The organism is Streptomyces kanamyceticus, assembly GCF_008704495.1.
GTDB lineage: Bacteria > Actinomycetota > Actinomycetes > Streptomycetales > Streptomycetaceae > Streptomyces > Streptomyces kanamyceticus.
This window is the reverse complement of sequence record NZ_CP023699.1, coordinates 6,699,574-6,723,796: the sequence shown is the minus strand read 5'-3', so window position 1 is coordinate 6,723,796 and position 24,223 is coordinate 6,699,574. Positions and strand designations below refer to the sequence as shown.

The 24,223-nt window shown below is 71.2% G+C and carries 20 protein-coding genes, 1 tRNA gene and 1 pseudogene; 3 read left to right on the top strand and 19 right to left on the bottom strand.

Annotated features, from left to right (window positions below):
- Nucleotide 1: 1 nt before the first annotated feature.
- Both CP970_RS28985 and CP970_RS28980 read right to left on the bottom strand, forming a co-directional pair.
- Nucleotides 2–184: a hypothetical protein gene (locus CP970_RS28985; protein ID WP_055550455.1), complete on the bottom strand. Its 183-nt coding sequence runs from the start codon at nt 182–184 to the stop codon at nt 2–4.
- Between the two features lie 70 nt (nt 185–254).
- The gene (locus tag CP970_RS28980) at nt 255–1,730 is read right to left on the bottom strand and encodes an MFS transporter (RefSeq protein WP_191094964.1); all 1,476 of its coding nucleotides are present in this window, start codon (nt 1,728–1,730) and stop codon (nt 255–257) included.
- Between the two features lie 138 nt (nt 1,731–1,868).
- Between CP970_RS28980 and CP970_RS28975 the strand changes: the two are divergent.
- A pseudogene (locus CP970_RS28975) lies at nt 1,869–2,845 on the top strand (helix-turn-helix transcriptional regulator).
- 23 nt (nt 2,846–2,868) lie between these two features.
- Here CP970_RS28975 and CP970_RS28970 read toward each other — a convergent pair.
- The 7 genes from CP970_RS28970 to CP970_RS28945 all read right to left on the bottom strand — a co-directional run bounded on the left by CP970_RS28970 (nt 2,869) and on the right by CP970_RS28945 (nt 7,298).
- A tRNA-Ala gene (locus CP970_RS28970) sits at nt 2,869–2,941 on the bottom strand.
- Nucleotides 2,942–3,022: 81 nt separating this feature from the next.
- Nucleotides 3,023–3,664 (bottom strand): histidine phosphatase family protein, encoded by a 642-nt coding sequence (locus CP970_RS28965; RefSeq protein WP_055550454.1) that lies wholly within the window; start codon nt 3,662–3,664, stop codon nt 3,023–3,025.
- Nucleotides 3,661–4,104, bottom strand: a complete 444-nt coding sequence (rsfS, locus tag CP970_RS28960; protein WP_055550452.1) for a ribosome silencing factor — start codon at nt 4,102–4,104, stop codon at nt 3,661–3,663. Before rsfS ends, CP970_RS28965 begins: the two co-directional genes overlap by 4 nt.
- A gap of 196 nt (nt 4,105–4,300) precedes the next feature.
- A complete protein-coding gene (locus CP970_RS28955) occupies nt 4,301–6,085 on the bottom strand; it encodes an LCP family protein (RefSeq protein WP_055550450.1) in 1,785 nt (594 codons plus the stop codon).
- 16 nt (nt 6,086–6,101) lie between these two features.
- Nucleotides 6,102–6,728 (bottom strand): nicotinate-nucleotide adenylyltransferase, encoded by a 627-nt coding sequence (nadD, locus tag CP970_RS28950; protein ID WP_055550448.1) that lies wholly within the window; start codon nt 6,726–6,728, stop codon nt 6,102–6,104.
- A gap of 65 nt (nt 6,729–6,793) precedes the next feature.
- A complete protein-coding gene (locus CP970_RS44355; RefSeq protein WP_098242496.1) occupies nt 6,794–6,958 on the bottom strand; it encodes a hypothetical protein in 165 nt (54 codons plus the stop codon).
- Between the two features lie 85 nt (nt 6,959–7,043).
- On the bottom strand, nt 7,044–7,298 hold the full coding sequence (locus CP970_RS28945) for a hypothetical protein (protein ID WP_055550446.1): 255 nt from the start codon (nt 7,296–7,298) through the stop codon (nt 7,044–7,046).
- A gap of 98 nt (nt 7,299–7,396) precedes the next feature.
- On the opposite strand from CP970_RS28945, the gene CP970_RS28940 reads away from it, so the two are divergent.
- Complete coding sequence (locus CP970_RS28940; protein ID WP_055550444.1) at nt 7,397–8,524, top strand: M48 family metallopeptidase; 1,128 nt, start codon at nt 7,397–7,399, stop codon at nt 8,522–8,524.
- Nucleotides 8,525–8,571: 47 nt separating this feature from the next.
- Here the strand turns inward: CP970_RS28940 and CP970_RS28935 are convergent, their stop codons facing one another.
- The 5 genes from CP970_RS28935 to proB all read right to left on the bottom strand — a co-directional run bounded on the left by CP970_RS28935 (nt 8,572) and on the right by proB (nt 13,635).
- Nucleotides 8,572–9,636 carry an SCO2583 family membrane protein gene (locus CP970_RS28935; protein ID WP_055550441.1) on the bottom strand — a complete coding sequence of 355 codons (1,065 nt, stop codon included), beginning with the start codon at nt 9,634–9,636 and terminating at the stop codon, nt 8,572–8,574.
- 116 nt (nt 9,637–9,752) lie between these two features.
- Nucleotides 9,753–10,364, bottom strand: coding sequence for an SCO2584 family spore wall biosynthesis protein (locus CP970_RS28930; RefSeq protein ID WP_055550439.1), 612 nt, complete (start codon nt 10,362–10,364; stop codon nt 9,753–9,755).
- A gap of 50 nt (nt 10,365–10,414) precedes the next feature.
- Complete coding sequence (locus tag CP970_RS28925) at nt 10,415–11,707, bottom strand: glutamate-5-semialdehyde dehydrogenase (RefSeq protein ID WP_055550437.1); 1,293 nt, start codon at nt 11,705–11,707, stop codon at nt 10,415–10,417.
- A 97-nt stretch (nt 11,708–11,804) separates the two neighbouring features.
- Nucleotides 11,805–12,284: a hypothetical protein gene (locus CP970_RS28920; protein WP_055550435.1), complete on the bottom strand. Its 480-nt coding sequence runs from the start codon at nt 12,282–12,284 to the stop codon at nt 11,805–11,807.
- A gap of 223 nt (nt 12,285–12,507) precedes the next feature.
- Nucleotides 12,508–13,635: a glutamate 5-kinase gene (gene proB, locus CP970_RS28915; protein WP_169801248.1), complete on the bottom strand. Its 1,128-nt coding sequence runs from the start codon at nt 13,633–13,635 to the stop codon at nt 12,508–12,510.
- Between the two features lie 295 nt (nt 13,636–13,930).
- On the opposite strand from proB, the gene CP970_RS28910 reads away from it, so the two are divergent.
- Nucleotides 13,931–16,027, top strand: coding sequence for a hypothetical protein (locus CP970_RS28910; protein ID WP_063806264.1), 2,097 nt, complete (start codon nt 13,931–13,933; stop codon nt 16,025–16,027).
- A 79-nt stretch (nt 16,028–16,106) separates the two neighbouring features.
- Here CP970_RS28910 and obgE read toward each other — a convergent pair whose 3' ends face one another.
- From obgE to CP970_RS28885, 5 genes are all read right to left on the bottom strand, one after another.
- Nucleotides 16,107–17,546, bottom strand: a complete 1,440-nt coding sequence (obgE, locus tag CP970_RS28905) for a GTPase ObgE (protein WP_055555989.1) — start codon at nt 17,544–17,546, stop codon at nt 16,107–16,109.
- Nucleotides 17,547–17,713: 167 nt separating this feature from the next.
- Nucleotides 17,714–17,971, bottom strand: a complete 258-nt coding sequence (gene rpmA / locus CP970_RS28900) for a 50S ribosomal protein L27 (protein ID WP_055555987.1) — start codon at nt 17,969–17,971, stop codon at nt 17,714–17,716.
- A 14-nt stretch (nt 17,972–17,985) separates the two neighbouring features.
- Nucleotides 17,986–18,306 (bottom strand): 50S ribosomal protein L21, encoded by a 321-nt coding sequence (gene rplU, locus CP970_RS28895; protein ID WP_055555985.1) that lies wholly within the window; start codon nt 18,304–18,306, stop codon nt 17,986–17,988.
- Between the two features lie 197 nt (nt 18,307–18,503).
- On the bottom strand, nt 18,504–19,856 hold the full coding sequence (locus CP970_RS28890; RefSeq protein ID WP_055555982.1) for a phospholipase D-like domain-containing protein: 1,353 nt from the start codon (nt 19,854–19,856) through the stop codon (nt 18,504–18,506).
- A gap of 220 nt (nt 19,857–20,076) precedes the next feature.
- Complete coding sequence (locus CP970_RS28885) at nt 20,077–24,099, bottom strand: Rne/Rng family ribonuclease (RefSeq protein ID WP_150494112.1); 4,023 nt, start codon at nt 24,097–24,099, stop codon at nt 20,077–20,079.
- Between the last annotated feature and the right edge of the window lie 124 nt (nt 24,100–24,223).

The window sequence follows — 24,223 nt, the reverse complement described above, 5'->3', positions numbered from 1 at the left end:
ATCAGCTCCAGCTGTGGCCGCAGGCGGTGCAGACGTACGAGACTCCGCCGTTGTCACCGAGCACTTGGGCGACGTGGGACGAGCCGCAGGAAGGGCAGTCCAGGAGGGTGCGGAGCGCGGCTCGACTCCGTATCGCCGCCGCGTCGGAGAGGTGGTCGACCTCTCCGAGGATGCTCGCAGGCATCGCGCTCTCCCTCCCGTCGGGCTGCGTCCCCTTCCGGCCGTCCGATTCTGCCACGCTCTGAGCGACCCGGTCAGCGACGCATTCGTACCAGTCCGGACACGGCGCCCAGTGCGGCCACCGAGGCCAGCGCGTAGAAGCACACCAGGAGCGCGTTGCCGGATGAATACGCCCCAGGGGCCCCTTGCGACTCAAGACGGTTCAAGAAGAACGCTCCGAAGGCGGCGACTCCGGTCAATTGGCCGAGCTGTGTGACCGTCGAGAGCAGCCCGCTGGCGTCCGCCGCGTCCTCGGCCCGTACCCCGGCGAGCGCCCGCGTGAGCGTCGGGCCGAAGCCGAGGGAGAGCCCGCCGCCGACGCCCACGAAGGCCACGTAGAGCCAGGGTCCGCCGTCGCCGCCGTCGCGCAGGAGCAGCCCCACCGCGGCCGTCGATACCGCGGTCAGCGCGAACCCGCCCGGAATCAGCGTCCGTTGGAGCGCCTGCGGCCAGCGCCGCCACACCAGGCCGACCAGGCCGAAGGCCGCGGCGGTCGGCGCGAAGGTGAGACCCGCGCGCAGCGGGCTGTAGCCGAGGCCGCTCTGGACGTGCAGCGTGAGCGCGAACAGGAAGCCCGCGTTGACCGCCATCACGGCGACGATCCGGAAGACCGCGAGGCCGATCCCGGGCGTGCGCAGGACCCGCGGCGCGATCAGCGGCGCACCGCCGCGGCGCGCGAGCCGGGACTCGTACGCGCGGAAGAGGGCGAAGAGCACCACCGCGGCGGCCATCGACAGCCAGGACCACAGCGGCCAGTCCGCCTCCTGCCCGAGCACCAGCGGCACCGTGAACAGCGAGACGGCGGCGCCGAGCAGCACGAGGCCCGGCAGGTCGAGCCCGCGCGCCCGCCCCGCCGCCCGCTCGGCCCTTCGGCCGACCTCGTCGCGTGGCAGCACGCGCACCGCCGCGACGAGCAGCACCAGGCCGACCGGCACATTGACCAGGAAGACCGGGCGCCAGCCGGTGCCGAACAGGTCGGCGCTGACGAGGATCCCGCCGAGCACCTGCCCGGCGGCGGCACCGGTCGCGAGGACCGCCGAGTACGCCCCGAGCGCCTTCACCCGCGCCTCGCCCGTGAAGTTGCGCTGGATCAGGCTGAGCACCTGCGGGATGAGGATTGCGGAGCCCGCGCCCTGCAGCAGCCGGAAGGCGATCAACTCGCCGGTGCTCTGGGCGAGTCCGCAGGCCAGCGAGGCCGCGGTGAAGACCGCGAGCCCGCCGAGGTAGACGCGGCGGTGGCCGACGCGCTCGCCGAGGCGGGCGCCGGTGATCAGGAGTACGGCGTACGTGATGGTGTAACCGGCGATCACCAGCTGCAACCCGGCGCCGGACGCGTGCAGTTCGGTGCGGATGGTGGGCGCCGCGACATTGACGATGAAGACGTCGAGCGGGGCCATGAACTGGGCGGCCAGCACGACCGCGAGCAGCGGCCCGCGGCGATTGTCAGTGCCGGACGCTTTACTGAGTGCGGGAGTTGAACCCGCGGGTGCGGGTGGAGTGGTCGTCGTCATGCCATCGAGCGTGCCGACGTTCCGGTACGGGTAACGAGAGCCCGCTGATGCTGGTACTGACAGCACCTGGCAAGGGCCGCGGCAGGCGCGGACCATGGAGAGCGTGACGACGGGGGACGTGGCGATGGGGACGTGGCGATGGGGGACGTGACGATGAGGACGACACAGCGACGCCGGCCGGAGCTCGCCGCGTTCCTGCGCGGCCGCAGGGCCAGGGTGACGCCCGCCGACGTGGGCATGGCCCCCGGCCTGCGCCGCCGCACCCCCGGGCTGCGCCGCGAGGAGGTCGCGCAGCTCTCCGGCGTCGGCATCACCTGGTACACCTGGTTGGAGCAGGGCCGCCCGATCAACGCGTCGGCCCAGGTCCTGGACGCCGTGGCGCGCACCCTGGGCCTGGACCAGCCGGAGCGCGAGCATCTGTACCACCTGGCCGAGGTGCCGTACGCCCCGGACCACCAGCAGGCCGCGGAGGTGGTGGGCGCGGAGGTCCAGGGCATCATCGACGCCCTCGACCCACGCCCCGCCGTCGTCTACAACGCGCGCTACGACGTCCTCGCCACGAACCCGGCGTACCAGGACCTCTTTCCATGCCGGTCCCCGAGACGATGGCCTCCCGCGTGCCGAACGTGCTCTGGAGCCTGTTCACCGTGCCCGAGCGGGAGTGCCCCCTGGTCTTCCGCGAGACGGAGCTGCCCATCATGGTGGCGACCATGCGCGGGGCGTACGGCAGGCATGTGGGCGAGCCCGTCTGGGAGGAGTTCGTCCGGGGCCTCTCCGCGGCCAGCCCGCGCTTCAGCGAGCTGTGGGAGAGCGGTGACGTCATACCGCCGGGGCGGCGCGTGAAGACGTTCCGGCACAAGACGATCGGCGAGCTGCGCATGACGTCCGTCTCCCTTTCCGTCAACGGCATGCCGGAGTGCCGGATCGTCGTGTACACCCCGGACGACGAGGAGAGCGAGCGCCGCACGCGGGAGCTGTGGGAGATACGGGAGCGCAGGAACCGGGACCGCGAGGGCCGGAACGGCGAAAGGAACGGCGAAAGCCGAGACCGCGAGAGCCCAGACCGCGAGAGCCGGGAAATCGGGAGCCGGGAAGCAGAAGATCCCGCCCCCTGACGGGGACGGGATCTTCGGGACTGTGGAGCTAAGGAGAATTGAACTCCTGACCTCCTGCATGCCATGCAGGCGCTCTACCAACTGAGCTATAGCCCCTTGCGTTCTTCCCGCTCGGCGGGCGAACAAGAAGAACTTTAGCCTGCGACCAGCCGGAATGTGAAATCCGGTCCGGGGTGCTCAGTCGTCGTCGCCGAGCACGGGTTCCGGAAGGGTGCCCGCGTTGTGCTCGAGGAGCCGCCAGCCGCGCGCGCCCTGGCCGAGGACGGACCAGCAGCAGTTGGAGAGACCGCCGAGCCCTTCCCAGTGGTGGGAGTCGAGACCGAGGAGGCGACCGATCGTGGTGCGTATGGTGCCGCCGTGGCTGACCACCACCAGCGTGCCGTTGTCGGGCAGCTTGTCGGCGTGCCGGAGCACGATGGGCGCGGCCCGGTCGGCGACCTCGGTCTCCAGCTCGCCGCCGCCGCGGCGCACCGGCTCGCCCCGCTTCCACGCGGCGTACTGGTCGCCGAAGCGCGCGATGATCTCGTCGTGCGTCAGGCCCTGCCACTCACCGGCGTACGTCTCCCGCAGCCCCTCCTCGTGCGTCACGGGCAGGCCCGTGACGGCGGCGAGCTCGGCCGCGGTGGCCGCCGCCCGCTTGAGGTCGGAGGCGACGATGGCGTCCGGCTTCAGGGAGGCGAGCAGCCGGGCGGCGCGCCTGGCCTGGGAGACGCCCGTCTCGGTCAGCTCGATGTCCGTGGAGCCCTGGAAGCGGCGCTCCAGGTTCCAGGACGTCTGGCCGTGCCGCCACAGGATGACGCGGCAGCCGCGGTTGCTCACCGCAGCTCACCGTCCAGGTCGGCCTCCTCCGCGGCCCGCTGCTCGGCGTGCTCGGCGGCCTTGCCGCGGGTCGCCTTGGCTTCCTCGGGCAGGTCGATCTCGGGGCAGTCCTTCCACAGGCGCTCGAGCGCGTAGAAGACACGCTCCTCGCTGTGCTGGACGTGCACCACGATGTCCACGTAGTCGAGGAGGATCCAGCGGGCGTCGCGGTCCCCCTCGCGGCGGACCGGCTTGGCGCCGAGCTGCTTGTTCAGCTGCTCCTCGATCTCGTCGACGATCGACTTGACCTGGCGGTCGTTGGGCGCGGAGGCGAGCAGGAAGGCGTCCGTGATCGACAGCACGTCGCTGACGTCGTACGCGATGATGTCGTGCGCGAGCTTGTCGGCAGCCGCCTGGGCGGCGACGTTGATGAGCTCGGTGGAGCGGTCCGTGGCGGTCACTAGAGAGCTTTCCTTCGGCTGGTGGATACACCCCAAGGGTCTCACGGACCGCCGACGACGCCCCAGACGATTACTCGATCCCCCTGTCTGCTCCGTCACCCCGCCCTGTCCGTCCCCGTCACTCCGGCCTGTGGACGGGGTGACGGAGACGGTCGGGAGCGGCCCGTCCGGACGGCTTCAGCCCGCCCGGACGGCTTCAGCCCGCCTTGTAGTCCTGGCCGAGGACGACCGACACGTCCGCGTTGGCCGCCGTCTTGCCCTTGCGGACCGCGCTCGCCGGCAGGCCGAGGGTCTTGGCGACCTCGGTGGCCTGCGTCTTCTTGGCCTCGTCGGCATAGGTGACCTGCGAGGTGGGTTGGGCCGCGGAGCCCGCGCCGCCGTCGATGAAGGAGTAGCCGCCGTTGACGAGGGTGACCCTGGCCTCCTGCGCCGCGGCCTTCGCCCCGGAGGCGTTCTTAACGCCGACCCGTACGGCCGCGCCCTTGTCCGGGCTCTTCACCGCGCCGCCGAGGACGTCCTTGACCACGCTGTCACCGGCCTTCTCGCTCAGCGTCCCGTCCTGTTGCACGGGCAGCAGCGTCGTCTTGTAGTCGCCGCCCTTCGCGCGGTCGGCGAGCTTGGCGAGGAAGGCGCCGAGGTCCTTCTCCTCCAGCGAGGGGTCGAGGATCTGTGCGAGCGACTGCACGGTGGTGGTCGCCGCCTGCGGGTCCGACGACAGCTTGCGCAGGATGCCCTGCATGACCTGGCCGAACCGGGTGAGCTGGGCGTTCTCGTCCTCGCCCGAGGCCCGGTAGGTGGCGTAGGCGACGGCCATCGGGCCGCTCAGGGTCTGCTGCTCGCCCTTCTTGACCAGGGGTGCCTGGCCCTTCTTGGCCTTCGGGTCGGGTACGTCGGTGTTCGTGTCGACGTCGACGTTGCCGACGAGTTCGACGAGGTTGTTGAGGTAGGGGGTGTCGAGGCGCCAGGTGCCCTCGACCTCGGTGCCGAGCACCGTGTCGATCGACTCGCGGGTGCCGGTCGAGCCGTCGTCGTCGACGGACTTGCCGAGCGTGGTCGAGGCTCCGTTGTCGTCGGGGACGGCGAGGGAGTTGGGCAGCAGGACGGTGGCGCCCTGCTTGGTGGTGGCGTTGTTCACCAGGAGCGCGGTGGAGGTCGCCTTGTTCTTGGTGTTGTGCAGATGGACGACGACCACGTCGCGCTTCTGCGGGCCCGCCGCGGCGGCGGCTCCGCCGGTCTCCTCCGACTGGCCCGGCAGCTTGTCCGCGAACCACAGGTAGCCGACGCCGCCCGCCACGACGAGCACGAGGGCGACCACGAGCGCGACGACACGGGAGCGGCCGCGCCGCTTGGCCTCCTCGCGCCGCTCGGTGCGGCTCTCGGTGAACTTCAGCCAGTCGATGACGTCTTCGGAGTCCTCGTCGGGCTCCTCGATGAACGAGAACTGCTGGGTCTCGTACTCGCGCTGGGAGTCGCGCTGGGGCTCTCGCTGGGCCTGGGCCTGGTGCCGCTGCTCGTCCTGCGCGGGCTCGGGGACCTGCGGAGGCTGTTGCGGGGCCTGCTGCTGGGACTGCTGCGGGGCCTGCTGCTGCCTGGGCTGCTGCTGAGGGATCCATCCGGCGTCGTGCGCGGTGCCGGTGCCGGTCCCCGTGTCGTACGAAGCCCCCGCGCCGCCGCCGTACGTGTCGTACGCGTCGTACGTCCCGTTCTCGTACGCCCCGGTGTTGTAGGACCCGGCCCCGGTGTCGTACCCCTGCTGCTGCCCGCCCGAAGCCGCGTACGGGTCGTACCCGTACCCCTGCGGCTGCTGTGGCTGCGGTGGCTGCGGTGGCTGCGGTGGCTGCTGTTGAGGGACCTGCTGCTGCACCTGCTGGTACACCGGCCGCCCGTACTCGTCGTACCCGACGACCTGGTACTGATCAGCCGGGTACTCGCCCGCGTACGGGTCGCTGCCCGCATACGGGTCGTACTGTCGGTCGTTCACCGGTGCCCCTCTCGGCTCAGTCGCCGCGGTACAGCTCGCGCTTGTCGATGTAACGCACCACGCCGTCCGGCACCAGGTACCAGACGGGGTCTCCCTTGGCGACCCGCGCGCGGCAGTCCGTGGAGGAGATCGCCAGGGCGGGGACCTCGACCAGGGAGACGCCGCCCTTCGGCAGGCCGGGATCGGCCAGCGTGTGCCCGGGCCGGGTGACCCCGATGAAGTGCGCGAGGGAAAACAGCTCTTCGGTGTCGCGCCAGGTGAGGATCTGGCCGAGGGCGTCGGCGCCCGTGATGAAGAAGAGGTCCGTGTCGGGGTTGAGTGCGCGCAGGTCGCGCAGGGTGTCCGTGGTGTACGTGGCACCGCCGCGGTCGATGTCGATGCGGCTCACCGAGAACTGCGGGTTCTCGGCGGTCGCGATGACCGTCATCAGATAGCGGTCCTCGGCCGGGGACACCTGTTTGTCGCTCTTCTGCCACGGCTGCCCGGTCGGCACGAACACCACCTCGTCGAGGTGGAACTGCGCGGCGACCTCACTGGCCGCCACCAGGTGTCCGTGGTGGATCGGATCGAACGTTCCGCCCATGACGCCCAGGCGACGCTTGCCGTTGCTCACCGGACCGGTAGGCATGTCCTGCTCTCCCATGCGTGCAGACCCTACCGGCCCGGTCGACGGGCTCCGTTGCGGCCGCCCCTTACCAGGGTGGTCGCTCAGCGATCCCGGTTGAAGCGCGTGGTGATCCACAGGAGCAGCAGGAGCGCGACGAACGCGCCACCGCCGGTCAGGAGGGGGCTGAGGCTCTCGTGGTTGCCGCTGTGCTCCCCACCCTCGGAGGCGAGGGTGGCCAGCTGGGCGGCGGTGCTGTGGAAGCTCATCTCAGGCAGACCTATCCGGAGGTGGGATGGACATAAAGATTTCGGGCCCATCGTAAGCGGGGGCCTCGCTCCGGCTCACGCCGACTCAGCCGTTGCGGTCCTCGTCCGCGTCGCCGCGGCCCTGGTTGACGCTCTCCGAGGGCTTGTCCGCACTCTCACGCCCGGCACCCTCGCGCTCGTCGTCCGCGCCCTGGCGGTACCCGCGCAGCAACAGCCAGGCGATGAGGACGCACCCCACGATGCTGACGAGCAGTACGACGCGCAGCAGATTGCCGGGCCCCTGATCTCGTGCGGCCTTGGCCGCCTCGGTGACCCAGGTGGCCGTGGGGGTGTGCTCCATGAGGACTACTCCTTAGGTGTGCTGCCCTGTCACGGTATCTCCGCCTACGCTGGGTTCCACCTCGGGGGCAGGAGAGGACGAGACATGGGGGATGCGGCATGACCGACGACCACAACGGCGGCCAGGAGAACGGCGGCCACGAGAACGTGCCGAGCCGACAGCGCAGGCGTTTCCCCGGCATCTCCTCACGGGCGTACGAACACCCGGCCGACCGCTCGGCCCTGGTGGCCCTGCGCAAGCTCAGCGGCTTCGACACGGTCTTCAAGACGCTCAGCGGACTGCTGCCCGAGCGCAGCCTCAGGCTGCTGTTCCTCTCGGACTCGGTCCGGGTGTCCGACGCGCAGTTCGCGCACCTCAACAGCATGCTGCGGGACGCCTGTTACATCCTGGACCTGGAGAAGGTCCCGCCGATGTACGTCAACCAGGACCCGGTGCCGAACGCGATGTGCATCGGCCTCGACGAGCCGATCATCGTCGTGACGACGGGCCTGGTCGAACTGCTCGACGAGGAGGAGATGCGGGCGGTCGTCGGCCACGAGGTGGGCCACGCGCTCTCCGGCCACTCCGTCTACCGCACGATCCTGCTGTTCCTGACCAACCTCGCGCTGAAGGTCGCGTGGATCCCGCTGGGCAATGTCGCGATCATGGCGATCGTGACGGCGCTGCGCGAGTGGTTCCGCAAGTCCGAGCTCTCCGCGGACCGCGCGGGCCTCCTGGTCGGGCAGGATCTCCAGGCCTCCATGCGCGGCCTGATGAAGATCGCGGGCGGCAATCACCTGCACGAGATGAACGTGGACGCGTTCCTGGAGCAGGCCGAGGAGTACGAGGCGGGGGGCGATCTGCGCGACTCCGTCCTGAAGATCCTCAACGTCATGCCGCGCACGCATCCCTTCACCACGGTGCGCGCCGCCGAGCTGAAGAAGTGGGCCGAGTCCCGCGACTACCAGCGGATCATGGACGGCCACTACCCGCGCAGGGACGAGGACAAGGACACCTCGGTCTCGGACTCCTTCCGCCAGTCCGCTTCGTCGTACGCGGACAACGTCCGCAACAGCAAGGACCCGCTGATGAAGCTGGTCAGCGACATCGCGGGCGGCGCGGGCGACCTGGGCGGCAAGCTGCGCGGCAAGTTCGCGGGGCAGGGCCCCCAGGACCGGAGCGGGCCGGACGACGACCGCCCCGGCAGCGGCGGCCCCGACAGCGACAGCAACGGCGGCGCGAAGTAACCGTCGTACTCCTCACCGGCCGTACTCCTCACCAGGAAGGCCGCGCCTCACCACGAAGGCTGCGCCGAAGCCGCCAGCGTCCCGCACAGCGCCGTCGCGCCGCCCGTCGCGTACGGATCGGTGCCCGCGGGCCCGCCCGCCTTCGCCTTCTGCCCCGCGAGCAGCGGCCGCAGGTGGTTCGCCGATTCGGCGGGGCAGGCCAGCGGGCCCGCCTGGAGGTAGCTGACGAGCAGCTCCGCCTGGCGGATCCGCAGGTCGTCGCGGTCGAAGCGGAACTGGAGCTGGCGGCGGACGGTGAACAGGGACGCCTCGGCGTCGCCGTTGTCGGCCGGTCGCAGCGCGTAGACGAAGGTGTGGTCGGAGGTCACCTCGATGGTGCTCTTGTCCGTCTCCGTGGCCCGCAGGGTGCCCTGGACCCTGACCCGCTCGTCGGCGAGCTCGACGGCCGTCGGATCGAACCGCACCAGCCAGCCGGTCGCCGCGTGCCGCCCGTCCGCCGCCGGGTGCCTGAAGCTCCGGTCGAACTGGCCGAGCTGGCCGGGGTCGACCAGGATCCGCACGGGCCTCGTGGAGCCGCCGGTGAGCACGTCCGCGTCGAGCGAGGACTCGACGAGGTAGTCCTTGACGGTGGTCAGCGCGGTCATCACCTGGCTCTCCGAGAAGTGCGAAGTGCGGTGTACGGCAGGGAGGTTGATGCCGTCGGCGCCCACGCTGAACTGCGCGGCCGGGCTGTGCGCGTAGAGATCGGCGACCTTGCGCGATCCTGGCACCCGGCCCTGCGGGGCGAGCGGTATCACCGTCATCCGCAGCGGCTCCGGCGGCTTGCCGACCGGGGTGGCGTCCGGATGGCGTACGCCCATGTAGATCGCCGTGCCGAAGGCCACCGCGATCAGGACGACGAGGATCACGGCCTGCCGGGACAGGTTGCGCTGGACCGTGGAGCGGCGGCGCACCGCGCGCGCGTGATCGCCCATGCGCTCCTGCGCGGAGAACTCCTGGAGGCGTGCAGCACGGACGAACGACTCGTCGAAGACGACGGATCGGTATTCGTCCTCACCACCGTTGGGGGCGCCTTCGGGTTCCCCCGCAGGTGGGTCTCCTGGCCCGCCCATACATTCAGGTTAGGTCTCCGGGACCTCAGGTAAACGCCCTGGTACACGACAAGTTCCGACAACTCTTCACAGGTGGGAGCGGGTTCACGCCATCGCGGGGTGCGCGCCGCGCGCCGTCATGGCGTGCGCGGCACCGCGGGGACGGCGGCGCCGCCGAACTCGGCGGAGGCGGAGGGCGCGGTCGACGGCTCCTTGTCGGCGCTCTGCCCGACTTCGGTGGAGGCGGGTGCGGGCACCCTCTCCTGGCGGCTGGACGAGGCGCCTCGGTACACCGCGGTGAAGGCGAGCGCGACCATGCCGATGCCCATCACGAGGGCGAGCATCCAGGCGACGGGGCGGTGCCAGCGGGCTCTTCCCAGGTGGCGGCCCGGGCGGCCGTACCGCTCCTCGAAGGGGTCGTGTTCGTACGCGTCGTCAAGGTCGTCGTCCGCGCCGAACTCCGCGCCGTCGACGCCGAAACCGTCCTCGTAGAGGTCGTCGTCCGGAGAGTCGTGGCCGGGGCCCCGGGTGCGGGCCCTGCGGGCTTCCGCTTCGGAGGCCTCGGCGCGGGCCTGCGCGGCGGCGAGCAGCCGCTCCACGGCGGTCGGTTCATGGATCTCCGCGGCCCGCACGAAGTCCTCGTCGAAGACCACGGAGGCGAACTCTTCGTCCGCACCCCCGCGGTCGCGGTCGTCGTCGGGCTCCCCGCCGTCAGGGAACGACGGCGTGCCCCCCACGTCCTCCGGCACCCTTCCAGCCTAGACCTGGAAGGGGCAATTTGGGCAGACGGTACGGGAATTCAGCGGATGTGACCGTCGCCCGTCACGATGTACTTCGTCGAGGTGAGCTCGGGCAGCCCCATCGGCCCGCGCGCGTGCAGCTTCTGCGTGGAGATGCCGATCTCGGCGCCGAAGCCGAACTGGCCGCCGTCGGTGAAGCGCGTGGAGGCGTTCACGGCGACCGTCGTGGAGTCCACGAGCTGCGTGAAGCGGCGCGCGGCCTGCTGCGAGGTGGTGACGATGGCCTCGGTGTGCCCGGAGGTCCACAGGCGGATGTGCTCGACGGCCTGCTCCAGGGTGTCGACGACACCGGCGGCGATGTCGTACGAGAGGTACTCGGTCTCCCAGTCCTCGGTCGTCGCGGGCACGACGGTGGCCTTGCTGCCCTCCGCGTACGTGAGGACGCGCTCGTCGGCGTGGACGGTGACGCCCGCCTCGGCGAGGGCGTCCAGGGCGCGCGGCAGGAAGGCGTCGGCGATGTCCCGGTGCACGAGCAGCGTCTCGGCGGAGTTGCAGACGCTGGGGCGCTGCGCCTTGGAGTTGATCAGGATGTCGACGGCCATGTCGAGGTCGGCCTGCGCGTCCACGTACACGTGGCAGTTGCCGGTGCCGGTCTCGATGACCGGGACGGTGGACTCCTCGACGACGGTCTTGATCAGCGAGGCGCCGCCGCGCGGGATGAGCACGTCGACGAGGCCGCGGGCGCGCATCAACTCCCGTACGGAATCACGGTTCTCGCCGGGGACGAGCTGGACGGCGTCGGCGGGCAGGCCCGCCCCGTGCACCGCGTCGCGCAGCACGCGCACCAGGGCCGTGTTCGACGCGTACGCCGACGACGAGCCCCTCAGGAGCACGGCGTTGCCGGACTTCAGGCAGAGGGCGGCCGCGTCCACGGTGACGTTCGGGCGGGCCTCGTAGATGATCCCGACGACGCCGAGCGGGACGCGGACCTGGCGCAGGTCGATGCCGTTGGGCAGGGTCGAGCCGCGGACGACCTCGCCGACGGGGTCGGGCAGGGCCGCCACGTCGCGCACGTCGGCGGCGATGGCGCGGACCCGCTCGGGGGTGAGGGTGAGCCGGTCCACGATCGACTCGCTGGTACCGGCCTCGCGGGCGCGCGCGGTGTCCTTGGCGTTGGCCTCGACGATCTCGGCGGTCCGCACCTCGAGGGCGTCGGCGATCGCGAGCAGCGCGTCGTCCTTGACGGAGCGCGGCAGTGGCGCGAGCGTGGCCCCGGCGCCGCGGGCGCGGTAGGCGGCCTGAGCGACCGGCGAGAGGTTGTCGTAGGGCGAGACGGGAGAGAGCGACGTCATGCCCGCAGCGTAATCCCCGCGCGGCGGCCGACCACCCGATATTCCAGTCCCCGAGACCGGGGGGCCGCCTGTTCCCGAGGTGTCCGCGGAGGACGGCTCAAAACGGGTGCACGCCCACCGGCGTCGCGGGCAGCGGGCCGTACCCTTCCGCGATCCGCTGGTGATATGTGTCGCGGTCGATCACTTCGAGCCCCACGATCTCCCACGGCGGCAGCTGCGCGCTCTGCCGGTGCTCGCCCCAGAGCCGCAGCGCGACCGCGGCCGCGTCGTGCAGATCGCGGGCCTCTTCCCAGTAGCGGATCTCCGCGTGGTCGGGCGCGTACCTGCTGGTGAGGAGAAAGGGATGGTCGTGGGCGAGCTGCTCAAGACCGCGCCTGACCTCCTTCAACGGGGCTTCGGCGCCCGAGACGCTCAGCGTGACGTGCCACAGTCGGGGCGCCTCCACCGTCTCGCCCTCCCGGCTCTCGCGCGCTTCGCCCTCGTGCGCCTCGTACGGGTCGCTCTCGTAGGCCGCTCCCGCGGCGACGCTCGTCAGCGCCCGCTCAGCCGAACCGCGGGACGCCGCCCCCGGGCGCACTCGTCTCACGACGGCCTCCTTTACGCAATGGTGGTGCGGATACGCAACGGTCATGCAGAACTGTCTTCAACAAAGTTGAGCAGGCCAAGCGGTCCCGCGGGGCGGTTTTGGGGAGTTTCACCTCCCACGGGCCGGTCCGCGCGGAGCGTTCGCGGCGGTTTTCGGCCGGGACGGATGGGGCTCGTGTGACGGACGAGCGATCGCGACCTCGAACGATGCGCGGCTACCCGTGCAGCAGGACCAAGTCGTCCCTGTGCACGACCTCTCGTTCGTACGCAGGTCCTAGTTCGCGCGCCAGGTCCCGGGTGGAGCGGCCGAGCAGCTGCGGGAGTTCCTTGGCGTCGAAATTCACCAGTCCGCGCGCGACAGGGCGCCCCTCGGCGTCCCTCAGTTCGACCGGGTCGCCCGCGCCGAAGTCACCCTCGACCGCGGCGATCCCCGCGGGAAGCAGCGACTTGCGCCCCTCGACGACCGCGCGCACCGCCCCGTCGTCCAGGGTGAGCGCGCCGCGCGGCTCCGAGGCGTGCTGCAGCCAGAGGAGCCGGTCGGCCGAGCGGCGTCCCGTGCGGTGGAAGTACGTCCCCGTGGCGCGGCCCGCGAGCGCGTCGCCCGCCTGGCTCGCGGAGGTGAGCACCACCGGGATCCCGGCGGCCGCGGCGATCCGCGCGGCCTCGACCTTGGTGACCATGCCGCCGGTGCCGACGCCCGCCTTGCCCGCGCTGCCGATCTGTACGTGCGCGATGTCGGCGGGCCCGGCGACCTCGGAGATCCTCGACGTGCCCGGCTTCGCGGGGTCGCCGTCGTACAGACCGTCCACGTCGGAGAGCAGGACGAGCAGGTCGGCGTGGACGAGGTGGGCGACGAGGGCGGCGAGCCGGTCGTTGTCGCCGAAGCGGATCTCGTCGGTCGCCACGGTGTCGTTCTCGTTCACGACGGGCAGCGCGCCCATCGCCAGGAGCTGGTCGAGGGTGCGGGACGCGTTGCGGTGGTGGGCCCTGCGCGCCATGTCGTCCGAGGTCAGGAGCACCTGACCGACCCGTACGCCGTAGCGCGCGAAGGACGCGGTGTAGCGGGCCACGAGCAGGCCCTGGCCGACGCTGGCGGCGGCCTGCTGCCGGGCGAGGTCCTTGGGGCGCCGCACCAGACCGAGCGGCGCGAGCCCCGCCGCGATGGCACCGGACGAGACGAGCACGATCTCGCGCTCACCGCCTCCGCGACTTTTGGCCAGTACGTCGACCAGCGCGTCAACGCGGTCCGCGTCCAGGCCCCCCGATGCGGTGGTCAAGGATGAGGAACCGATCTTGACGACGACCCGCCGCGCTTCTGCCACTGACTGCCTTGCCGCTGCCACGCGTTTCCCCAAGTGATCCCGATTGCGTCGGAGCCGTGCTCCCCGAGCTCCGGACCAGCAATCTACGCGAGGTCACAGCGGGTACGCCGCCGCATTCCGAGGGGCGGAACGGGGGCCTCTTCGAGAGGTGTATTTAAGTCAGAGGGGGAAAAGGCCTCCGAGGTTCAGTCCCTTTGCCCCTTTAATCGGTGATTGTGGTCACGAAAAATTGCTAGGGACCCTTCGCACGTCATACGGTCAGTGGCCGACTTCCCCCAGTCTCCCCTCCCCCCATCCCCGCCAGGAGCCAAAGCCCGTGCCCTCTGCCGGACTCGCCCCCCGTCGCATCGTGCAGCTCTCCGCGCTGTTCGCGATGCTCGCGCTCTTCACGACCCAGCTCGTGACCGCGCTGCTCCCCTACGTCCCGGTGTTCGTCGCCGCGGCCGTGGCGAACCTCGCGCTCGACATCTATCTGCAGTACAAGCAGCCGGGGCTGCTCTCCCTCCTTGGCAAGATCCGCTTCGACGTCACGGTGCGCCAGCTCCTGCGCGACATGCTGATCCTGGTCGGCCTGCTGCGCATCGACGACATCGCGCCCCTGGCCGAGCAGTCTCCCCTGACGATCGCGCTGCTCGCCTTCTACGCCCTGCACTTCGGCTGCCAGGCCGCCGCCGTGCTCGTGCGCCGCAGCCGCGCGCTGCCGATCGTCACGCGCAACGTCGACACGTCGAAGCTGCACCTCACGGCGGCTCCCCCGCGGATCCTCTCGCGCCGCCAGGCCCACCGCCTGCTGACCTTCTCGGTGCCCGGCACCATCGGCCTGATGTTCACCGCGGTGACCACGGACGCCTACTGGGGCGGCATCGGGCTCGGCATCTCCATCGCGCTCATCGGCGCCGGTGCGCTCCACCTCGCCACCTGGCTGCTGCCGAAGAAGCGCGCGAAGAACGACCAGCGGGTCCTGGAGTGGCTCGACGAGTGGCTCGCCGACTACCAGCCGACCGTCGCGATGTACTTCTCCGGCGGCACCACGTCCGCCTACCAGGCCAACATGTGGCTCTCCACCCTCTCCCAGCTCGACGGCAAGCCGCTGATCGTGCTGCGCGAACGGTTCATGGTGCAGAAGATCGACGCCACGGACGTCCCGATCATCTGCTTCCCGAAGGTCGCGACGCTGTTCTCCCTGGAGACGTCGACGCTGAAGATGATGCTGCACCCGGCGAACGCCGCGAAGACCTCGCAGGTCCTGCGCATCCCCACCATCAAGCACGCCTTCATCAACCACGGCGAGAGCGACAAGCTGTCGTCCTGCAACCCGTACGCCAAGGCGTACGACGAGGTGTGGGTGGCGGGTCCCGCCGCGCGCGACCGCTACCAGGCCGCCGACATCGGCGTCGAGGACAAGGACGTGGTCGAGGTCGGCCGCCCCCAGCTGTCCCCGATCCTGCCGTCGACCGGCGCCCCCACGGGCCAGTACACGACCGTCCTGTACGCCCCCACCTGGGAGGGCTGGGACGGCAACCCCGGCAACACCTCGGTGGTGCTGGCGGGCGAGAACATCGTGCGCGAGCTGCTCGCCGACCCCGGTGTGCGCCTCCTCTACAAGCCGCACCCGATGACCGGCTCGCAGAACCCTGAGGCGGGCGCCGCCAACGAGCGCATCAAGGCGCTGATCCTGGCGGCCAACACCAAGCGCTCCGGCGCGCGCCCCGGCCCCGAGGCCGCCGCCGAGCTGGAGCTGCGCACCGCGGCGCTCGACGAGCTGACCGCCCGCAAGTTCCGCAAGAGCGCGGACGAACAGGAGCGGATGATGCTCCAGGGCGCCCCCGACGGCGACGCGCAGGCCGCGGTGGCCGCGGCGACGGCCGCCTGGGAGACGGCGTTCTGGGCCTCCTTCCCCGAGTGGGAGCACCAGATCGTCACCTCCGCACGACCGGCGATCTTCTCCTGCTTCAACCAGGCCGACCTGCTGATCAGTGATGTCTCCTCGGTCGTCTCCGACTGGCTGACCAGCGAGAAGCCGTACGCCGTGGCCAACACGGCGGGCATGTCCGAGGCGGAGTTCCGGGCGAACTTCCCGACCGCGTCGGCGGCGACGATCCTCAGCCCCGACGCCGACGGCGTGACGGACCTCCTGACGGCCGTACGCACCCCTGAGCTCGACGCGTACGCGGAGGCCAGGGCCGGGCTCAAGGAGCACCTCCTGGGCCCCTCGGACCCACCCTCGCTCGCCCGCTTCAACGAGGCGGCCCTGGCCCTGTGCGCCAAGGCCGACGAGCGCCGGGTGCGCATGTCGGTCCGCGTCGACGCGGAGATCCCCGGCCAGCGCGCCGCACAGGACGCGGCGGAGGAGATGGAACTGGACCCGACGAACGCCGAACAGAACGGCGCGGAGGACTCGGTCACCGCGTAAGCGCCGACATACGAGAAGGGCCCCGGAGCAGAAGCTCCGGGGCCCTTCTCGTGCGCTGAGAACGGGTTGAATCGTGCGCTTAGAACGGGTTGAAGTCGTCGTACTCGCGCTGCGCCTCGTCCCGCTCCGCCTCGCGGTCCCTGCGCCGCTGAGCGGCAGGCCGGGGCGCTTCGAGGCGGTGGTCCTCGCCACGACGGCCGAGCATCTCCGCACCGGCCATCATCGTCGGCTCCCAGTCGAAGACGACCGCGTTCTCCTCGGGGCCGATGGCGACGCCGTCGCCGTTGCGGGCGCCCGCCTTCATCAGCTCGTCCTCGACGCCGAGGCGGCTGAGCCGGTCCGCGAGGTAGCCGACGGCCTCGTCGTTGTTGAAGTCGGTCTGGCGGATCCAGCGCTCCGGCTTCTCGCCGCGCACGCGGTAGATGCCGTCCTCCTCGCGCTTGACCGTGAAGCCGGAGTCGTCGACGGCCTTGGGACGGATGACGATGCGGGTCGCCTCCTCCTTCGGCTTGGCGGCACGCGCCGCCCCGACCAGCTCGGCAAGGCCGAAGGACAGCTCCTTGAGGCCCTTGTGCGCCACGGCCGACACCTCGAAGACGCGGTAGCCGCGCTCCTCCAGGTCGGGCCTGACCAGGTCGGCGAGGTCCTGTCCGTCGGGTACGTCGATCTTGTTGAGGACGACGATGCGAGGACGGTTCTCCAGGCCCGCGCCGTACTCCCGCAGCTCGGCCTCGATGACGTCGAGGTCGGAGACGGGGTCGCGGTCGGACTCCAGGGTCGCCGTGTCCAGGACGTGCACGAGCACGCTGCACCGCTCGACGTGCCGCAGGAACTCAAGGCCGAGGCCGCGGCCCTGGCTGGCGCCGGGGATGAGCCCCGGCACGTCCGCGACGGTGTAGACGGTCGAACCCGCCGTCACCACACCGAGGTTGGGGACGAGCGTGGTGAACGGGTAGTCCGCGATCTTCGGCTTCGCCGCGCTCAGCACGGAGATCAGCGAGGACTTGCCCGCACTCGGGTAGCCCACGAGCGCGACGTCGGCGACGGTCTTGAGCTCCAGGACGACGTCCCGCTCCTCGCCGGGCACACCGAGCAGCGCGAAGCCGGGGGCCTTGCGCCGGGCGGAGGCGAGCGCCGCGTTGCCCAGGCCGCCGCGGCCGCCCTGGCCCGCGACGAAGGTGGTGCCCTGGCCGACCAGGTCGGCGAGCACGTTGCCTTCCTTGTCGAGGACGACCGTGCCGTCGGGGACGGGCAGGACCAGGTCCTGGCCGTCCTTGCCGGAGCGGTTGTCACCGGCGCCGGGCTGGCCGTTGGTGGCCTTGCGGTGCGGGCTGTGGTGGTAGTCGAGGAGCGTGGTGACGTCCTGGTCGACGACCAGGATCACGTCGCCGCCGCGACCGCCGTTGCCGCCGTCGGGGCCGCCGAGCGGCTTGAACTTCTCACGGTGGACGGAGGCACAGCCGTGGCCCCCGTTACCCGCGGCGGCATGCAGCTCGACGCGGTCCACGAAGGTGGTCATGGTTGGTGCCTCCTGGGGGTCCCCCCACGCCTTTGGGGCAGAGGGAGTGTACGGAAATGTCTTACATGTAACACGCGAAAGGCGGACCCTCTTCCCGATCACCGGAAAGAGAGGTCCGCCCTCGCAGGAATCGCTCGACGAGCGCCCAGTCAGTCGTGAAGACAGACTCAGACGGCGACCGGAACGATGTTCACGACCTTGCGGCCACGGTGGGTGCCGAACTCCACCGCACCCGCGTCCAGCGCGAACAGGGTGTCGTCCTTGCCGCGGCCGACGCCCGAGCCCGGGTGGAAGTGGGTACCGCGCTGGCGGACCAGGATCTCACCGGCGTTGACGACCTGACCGCCGAAGCGCTTCACGCCGAGCCGCTGAGCATTGGAATCGCGCCCGTTCCGAGTGGACGATGCGCCCTTCTTGTGTGCCATCTTGTCTCAGTCCCTTACTTCGCAGCCGTCGGGATACCGGTGATCTTGATCGCCGTGTACTGCTGACGGTGACCCTGACGACGGCGGTAGCCGGTCTTGTTCTTGTACCGCAGGATGTCGATCTTGACGCCCTTGTGGTGGTCCACGACCTCGGCCTGCACCTTGATGCCGGCAAGGACCCACGGGTCGCTGGTCACAGCGTCGCCGTCGACAACGAGCAGGGTCGAGAGCTCGACCGTGTCGCCAACCTTGGCAGTGGAAATCTTGTCAACCTCAACGATGTCGTCGACAGCAACCTTGTGCTGGCGACCACCGCTGCGCACGATGGCGTACACGCGGATCTCTCTCTCGCTCGGAACGGGACCCCCGCAGTCCAGCCGTCCACAGAAGCAGGCGGCCTCTCCCGCACCCGGAGCAGTGCCCGCGGCCCGGAAGGAAAAAGGTTTACAGGGGGTGGTCGTGCATATGAACACGCCGACGGTCAAGGTTACGGGGCCCGCCCGTTAGGGTCAAACCGGCCCCGTACCCCCGCTCACGTGGTGGGATTCTCGCCGTCCGGCGGCAGCGGCTTGACGCCCTTGCACAGATCGGTCTTGTCGGCGCTGCCCGGCCAGGCCACCGCCCGCGTGCGGTCGAAGTGCGCGCGGTAGGTGTCGTGCACCGAGTCGTCGTCGACCTTCACGATCGCCTCGTCGTTCTCGCGCAGCGCGGGCGCCGTGTAGTTCTGCGAGCCGGTGAAGGAGAGCTTGTTCCGCTTGCCGTCGTAGCCGCCGTCGATCAGCAGGTACTTCGAGTGGATGATGTACGGCGTCGTGAGCCTGCCGCCCGGGTTCAGCAGGTCCCTGTCGTCGTTGTAGCAGCGCACGGAGGGACCGCCCGCCTTGTGCAGCTGCTCCCAGGTGCCCGGGGTGCCGTTCTGGCTCTTGGCGCTGTCCGTCTCGGCGTACAGGATGCTCACCGAGCAGCCCGCCTTCTTCAGGGCGACGAGCTTGTCGGCGATCTGCTTCCGCGTGATCTTGAAGATGGCGGCCCGCACCTTGGTCTGCTGCTTCACGCCCGCCGCGTCCTTGTACGAGCACTGCACGTTGTTCAGGACGGAGTACATGGTGTCGGTCTCGTTCACCGTGCCGTTGCGCGGGAAGAAGTACGACTTGTAGCGGCCGCTGCTGACCGTGCGGTAGTCCCAGTCCTGCCAGCGCTTGCCGAGCATGTCGGTGAAGTACTCCGCGTACGCGTCGTACATCGCGGGGTTGTCGGGCAGCAGCAGCGCGTCGTTGAAGAACTTCGTGTGCGCCGACGGCGTGGAGTTCGACGTGGTCTGTACGACGACGTCCCTGGCGCCCTTGACCTCGGAGAACAGCCAGAACTTGTTGTGCATGATCGACTTGCCGTACCGCGGATCGCCCAGACAGGACTTCCCCGCCGGGCAGAGCGACACGAACGACGGCTTGCTCCTGTCGGTGCCGAGCGCCGTCTTGAGCGTGTTGTACGAGGTGTTCGCCGGGCGGTCGCTCCTGCTGCTCTCGTCGAGGAGCATCTGCACGTGCACACCGCGGTTCTTGGCGGCCACCAGGGCGTCGACGACGCCGGCCTCCCACACGTGGTAGACCGCGACCTTGATCGTCGAGCCGGGCACCGCGGAGTTCGTCAGTTCGAGGAGCCGGGTGCGTATCGCGTACTGGTGCTCGGCGTCGCCCTTCGGGTCGTTGAAGACCGGGCCCTCGGTCCAGGTCGGCGTGGTGTCCGCCTGAGCGGCCCCCGCGGACCCCACGGCCTGGAGCCCCGCCGCCGAGAGGACCGTGGCGAGCGCCACGGCCTGGCGTGCGCCCTTGACCGGTTTCACCGCACGGTGTCGCCCCGTGCCCCACAGGCGCGCATGCGCCATCCGTCATCCCTCCCCCGGCATGGACGCGCGGTCTCCCCAACCGCGCGCTCACGCCCCCGTGCTCTTATCGGATCGCATGAGTTTTACAGGTAACTCCCCGCGCTCCAAGGGCAGGGGCCGCACTTCAGCCTTTCGAGCTGCGGCGACGCCGTTCTCCTGACACAGCGGTGCCCCCTGTCGGCGAGATCGCCGAACAGGGGGCACCGGAGTCGCGAAGGGGTCAGCCCTCGCTGGCGGCGGTCGCGGAGACACCGGACGGCGACTGCTCCGCCGCCGCGGCCTTCTTCGCCGTCGTCTTCGACGCCTTCTTGGCCGTCGTCTTCTTGGCGGCCGTCTTCTTGGCCGCGGTCTTCTTGGCGGTGGTGGCCTTGGTGGCGGCCTTCTTCGCCGTCGCCTTCTTGGCCGTCTTGCGCGCCGCCTTCTTGGCCGGAGCGGCCTCCTCGGCGGGGGCGTCGGCGGCCGCGTCGGACGCGGGCTTCTCGGCGGCCTTCTCAGGCGCCTTCTCCGCGGCCTTCTCGGAGGGGACGACCATCACGGCCGTCTCCTCGGACGCGGTCGGCGCGGTGGCCTTGCGCACCGCACGACGGCGCGGACGGGCAGGCGCGGCGTCGGCCACGGGCTCGGCGACGGGCTCCGCCACCGGCTCGGCCTCGACCGACTCCTTGGGTGCCTGCGCCACGACCACCTCGGCGGCCTCGGCGCTCTCTGCGGCCTTCGGCGACCCTGCGGGCGACGTCGCCTTGCGGACCGCGCGACGACGCGTACGGCCCTTGGGCGCGGCGTCGTCCACGGGCGCCTGGGCGGCGGCCTCCTGCGCGGCCTCGACCGCCTCGGGCGCGGCGACCACCGGGTCCTCGGCGGCCGGGGCCGCCGCACGCGGCGCCTCGTCCTCGACGACGACCGGCTCCTTGACCTCGGCCTCGGCCTCGGCCGTGAGCTCGGCCTTGGCCGCCTTCTGCGCCGCCTTGGCCTTCTTGCCCGACCTCTTCGAAGCGGCCCTGGGGGCCTCGGCCCGCTCGGGCTCGGCCTCCGGCGCCTCGACCGGAGCGGACTCCGCCCGCGGCGCACCGGCGGGAGCCGACGCGCGACGGGTCGCCCGGCGCCGCGAACGGCCACGGGAGACGGCCGCCTCGGCCTCGGCCGCGCTGCTGTACAGCTCCTCGTCCGGGACGAACTCGGGCTCGGGCAGCGCCACCGGAGCGGCGACCTCCGCCGCGACCTCGGCCTCGGTCTCGACGGCGTCCGCGCTCTCCGTCTCGTGCTCGTGCGTGTGCTCGTGGCCGTTGTCCTGGCCGTGCTCGGAGCCGCCGCGCCCGCGCTTCTTGCGCTTGCCGCCGCCACCGGCGGAGGTGGGCTGCTCCATGTGCACGATGACGCCGCGGCCGTTGCAGTGGACGCAGGTCTCGGAGAAGGACTCAAGGAGGCCCTGGCCGACGCGCTTGCGGGTCATCTGCACGAGACCCAGCGAGGTGACCTCGGCCACCTGGTGCTTGGTGCGGTCGCGGCCCAGGCACTCCAGGAGACGGCGCAGGACCAGGTCCCTGTTCGACTCAAGGACCATGTCGATGAAGTCGATGACGACGATGCCGCCGAGGTCACGCAGGCGCAGCTGGCGCACGATCTCCTCGGCCGCCTCCAGGTTGTTCCTGGTGACGGTCTCTTCGAGGTTTCCGCCCTGCCCGGTGAACTTGCCGGTGTTGACGTCGACGACGATCATCGCCTCGGTCTTGTCGATCACCAGCGAACCACCGCTGGGCAGCCAGACCTTGCGGTCGAGCGCCTTGGCGAGCTGCTCGTCGATCCGGTACGTCGCGAAGACGTCGACCTCGGACGTCCACTTGGAGAGGCGGTCCGCCAGGTCGGGCGCGACGTGCGAGACGTAGCCGTGGATGGTCCCCCACGCCTCGTCACCGCTGACGATGACCTTGGAGAAGTCCTCGTTGAAGATGTCGCGCACGACGCGGACGGTCATGTCCGGCTCGCCGTACAGCAGGCTCGGCGAGCTCGTCGAGGCCGCCTTCGCCTTCTTCTGGATGTCCTCCCACTGCTGCTGCAGACGCTCGACGTCACGGCGCAGCTCGTCCTCGCTCGCGCCCTCGGCGGCGGTGCGCACGATGACGCCCGCGTCCTCGGGGACGATCTTCTTGAGGATGGTCTTCAGACGCGCGCGCTCGGTGTCGGGCAGCTTGCGGCTGATGCCGGTCATCGAGCCCTCGGGGACGTACACGAGGTAGCGGCCCGGCAGCGAGACCTGGCTGGTCAGACGGGCGCCCTTGTGACCGATCGGGTCCTTGGTGACCTGCACGAGGACCGACTGGCCCGACTTCAGGGCGGACTCGATGCGGCGCGGCCCGTTGGCCATGCCGAGCGCCTCGAAGTTGACCTCACCGGCGTACAGGACCGCGTTGCGGCCCTTGCCGATGTCGATGAAGGCGGCCTCCATGGACGGCAGCACGTTCTGGACCTTGCCCAGGTAGACGTTGCCGACGTACGAGGTGGCCTGCTCCTTGTTGACGTAGTGCTCGACGAGCACGTTGTCCTCAAGGACGCCGATCTGGGTGCGCTCGCCGTTCTGGCGGACGACCATCACGCGCTCGACGGCCTCACGGCGCGCCAGGAACTCGGCCTCCGTGATGATCGGCACACGACGACGGCCCTGCTCACGGCCCTCGCGGCGGCGCTGCTTCTTGGCCTCCAGGCGGGTCGAGCCCTTGATGGACTGGACCTCGTCGGCGCCGGTGCCGGGCTCGCGCTCTTCCTTCTTGCGCGGCTCACGGACCTTGACGACCGTACGCTCCGGGTCGCCGTCGCCCGGCTCGCCCTCGGCGGAGTCACCGGCGCGACGACGGCGGCGGCGCCGGCGACGGCTGCTGCTGGAGCCGGAACCACCGGACTCCGAAGCCGATTCGGCCTCCTCCGCGTCGTCGGCATCCTGCTCGGCGTCGTCCGTCGCGTCCTCGTCGGACTGCTCGGCGGCGGCCTCGTCGGACGCGTCGTTCTGCTCGCCGTCCTGGTCGGCGGAGTCACCGCGGCGGCGGCGACGGCCACCACGACGACGGCGACGGCCCTGGCGCTCGCCGGAGTCCTCATTGTCGTCGTCGGCCTCGGGCTGCTCGGCGGCGGCCTCTTCGACGGGCTCGTCGGCGGGCTGCTCGGCGGCGGCCTTGGCGGGCTCCCGCTCCTCGGCGGCCGCGGGCTGCTCGTCCGCGGCACGACGGCGGCGGCGACGGCGGGGAGCCGTCTCCTCCTCCACGACCGGGGCGGCGGCCTCGACCTGCTCGACGCGCTCCTCGGGCTCCTCGGCGGCCTCGGCGGCGGCCGCCGCGGCGGCGCTCTCCGGGGTCTGGAACATCGGCGCGGCGAACACCGGCGCCTGGAAGACGGCGACGGCGGGGCGGGCGGGCTTGCGGCCGCCGTCCTCACCGGAGTCGTCGGCGCTCTGGGCCTTGCGGGCCTTGTGGCCCGCGGGGGCCGAGAAGCCGGTGGCGGCGGTCTTGCGGGTGGCGCGGCGACGGCGCGGGGCCGGGGCGGCCTCGGCCTCTGCGGCCTCCTCGACGGGGGCCTGCTTCGCGGCCTTCTCGGTCTTCTCGGCCTTCGCGGCGGGCTCGGCAGCAGCGGCCTGCTCGGCGGCCTTCGGCTCACCGGCGGGCGCGGAAGCGCTACGGGTGGCGCGGCGGCGCGAACGGCGCGGCGCGGCATCGTCGGCGACCGGCGCGGCCTCCGCCTCGTCGACGACCGGCTTGGCGGGGGCCTCGGCGGCCGCGGGGGCCTGCTCATCGGCGGCCTGCGGCGCACCGGTGGGGGCGGTGGCGCGACGGGTCGCACGGCGCCGGGCGCGCGGCGCAGGGGCGGCCTCGGGCTCCGGGGCGGGCTCGGCGGCGGGCGCGGCGGCCTCGGCGGGCTCCGTCACCTCGGCGGCCTGCGGCGCACCGGCCGGGGCGGAGGCGCGGCGGGTCGCACGACGGCGCGTACGCGGCGCCGGGGCGGCCTCGGGTTCGGGGGTGGGCTCGGCGGCCTGCGCCGGAGCCTCGGTGGCCTCGGCCACCTCTTCGGTCTCTTCGACCTCTTCGATCTCGTCGGCGGCGGGGGCGGCCGGTATGGCCGGGGCCTCGGCGGCCGCCGTCTTGCCCCCGGGCGGACCCGCGGGGCGCGAAGCGGCACGGCGCCGACGACGCGGCGGCAGGGTGTCGCTGGGGGTGTTGTTGTTCTGCGAGCCCTCGGCGGGTTCGTTCGGCTCAAGCATGCGGGCGGTTCTCCCGTCACGCTCCCGGGCGCCGCGCCTGATCCGGTGATGTCCGCGGCTCGCGCTAGGTGCGCGGGGCCGCCATCCGGGGGCGTGGGCGCCGCACGGGAGCTCTCTATGTCTT

What these genes read in the sequence shown, in the direction of transcription:
- CP970_RS28985 (WP_055550455.1), bottom strand. Translation starts at nt 184, where the DNA reads ATGCCTGCGAGCATCCTCGGAGAGGTCGACCACCTCTCCGACGCGGCG.
- CP970_RS28980 (WP_191094964.1), bottom strand. Translation starts at nt 1,730, where the DNA reads ATGACGACGACCACTCCACCCGCACCCGCGGGTTCAACTCCCGCACTC.
- nadD (WP_055550448.1), bottom strand. Translation starts at nt 6,728, where the DNA reads ATGGGAGAGCAGGACATGCCTACCGGTCCGGTGAGCAACGGCAAGCGT.
- CP970_RS44355 (WP_098242496.1), bottom strand. Translation starts at nt 6,958, where the DNA reads ATGAGCTTCCACAGCACCGCCGCCCAGCTGGCCACCCTCGCCTCCGAG.
- CP970_RS28945 (WP_055550446.1), bottom strand. Translation starts at nt 7,298, where the DNA reads ATGGAGCACACCCCCACGGCCACCTGGGTCACCGAGGCGGCCAAGGCC.
- CP970_RS28940 (WP_055550444.1), top strand. Translation starts at nt 7,397, where the DNA reads ATGACCGACGACCACAACGGCGGCCAGGAGAACGGCGGCCACGAGAAC.
- CP970_RS28935 (WP_055550441.1), bottom strand. Translation starts at nt 9,636, where the DNA reads ATGGGCGGGCCAGGAGACCCACCTGCGGGGGAACCCGAAGGCGCCCCC.
- CP970_RS28925 (WP_055550437.1), bottom strand. Translation starts at nt 11,707, where the DNA reads ATGACGTCGCTCTCTCCCGTCTCGCCCTACGACAACCTCTCGCCGGTC.
- obgE (WP_055555989.1), bottom strand. Translation starts at nt 17,546, where the DNA reads ATGACCACCTTCGTGGACCGCGTCGAGCTGCATGCCGCCGCGGGTAAC.
- rpmA (WP_055555987.1), bottom strand. Translation starts at nt 17,971, where the DNA reads ATGGCACACAAGAAGGGCGCATCGTCCACTCGGAACGGGCGCGATTCC.
- CP970_RS28890 (WP_055555982.1), bottom strand. Translation starts at nt 19,856, where the DNA reads ATGGCGCATGCGCGCCTGTGGGGCACGGGGCGACACCGTGCGGTGAAA.
- CP970_RS28885 (WP_150494112.1), bottom strand. Translation starts at nt 24,099, where the DNA reads ATGCTTGAGCCGAACGAACCCGCCGAGGGCTCGCAGAACAACAACACC.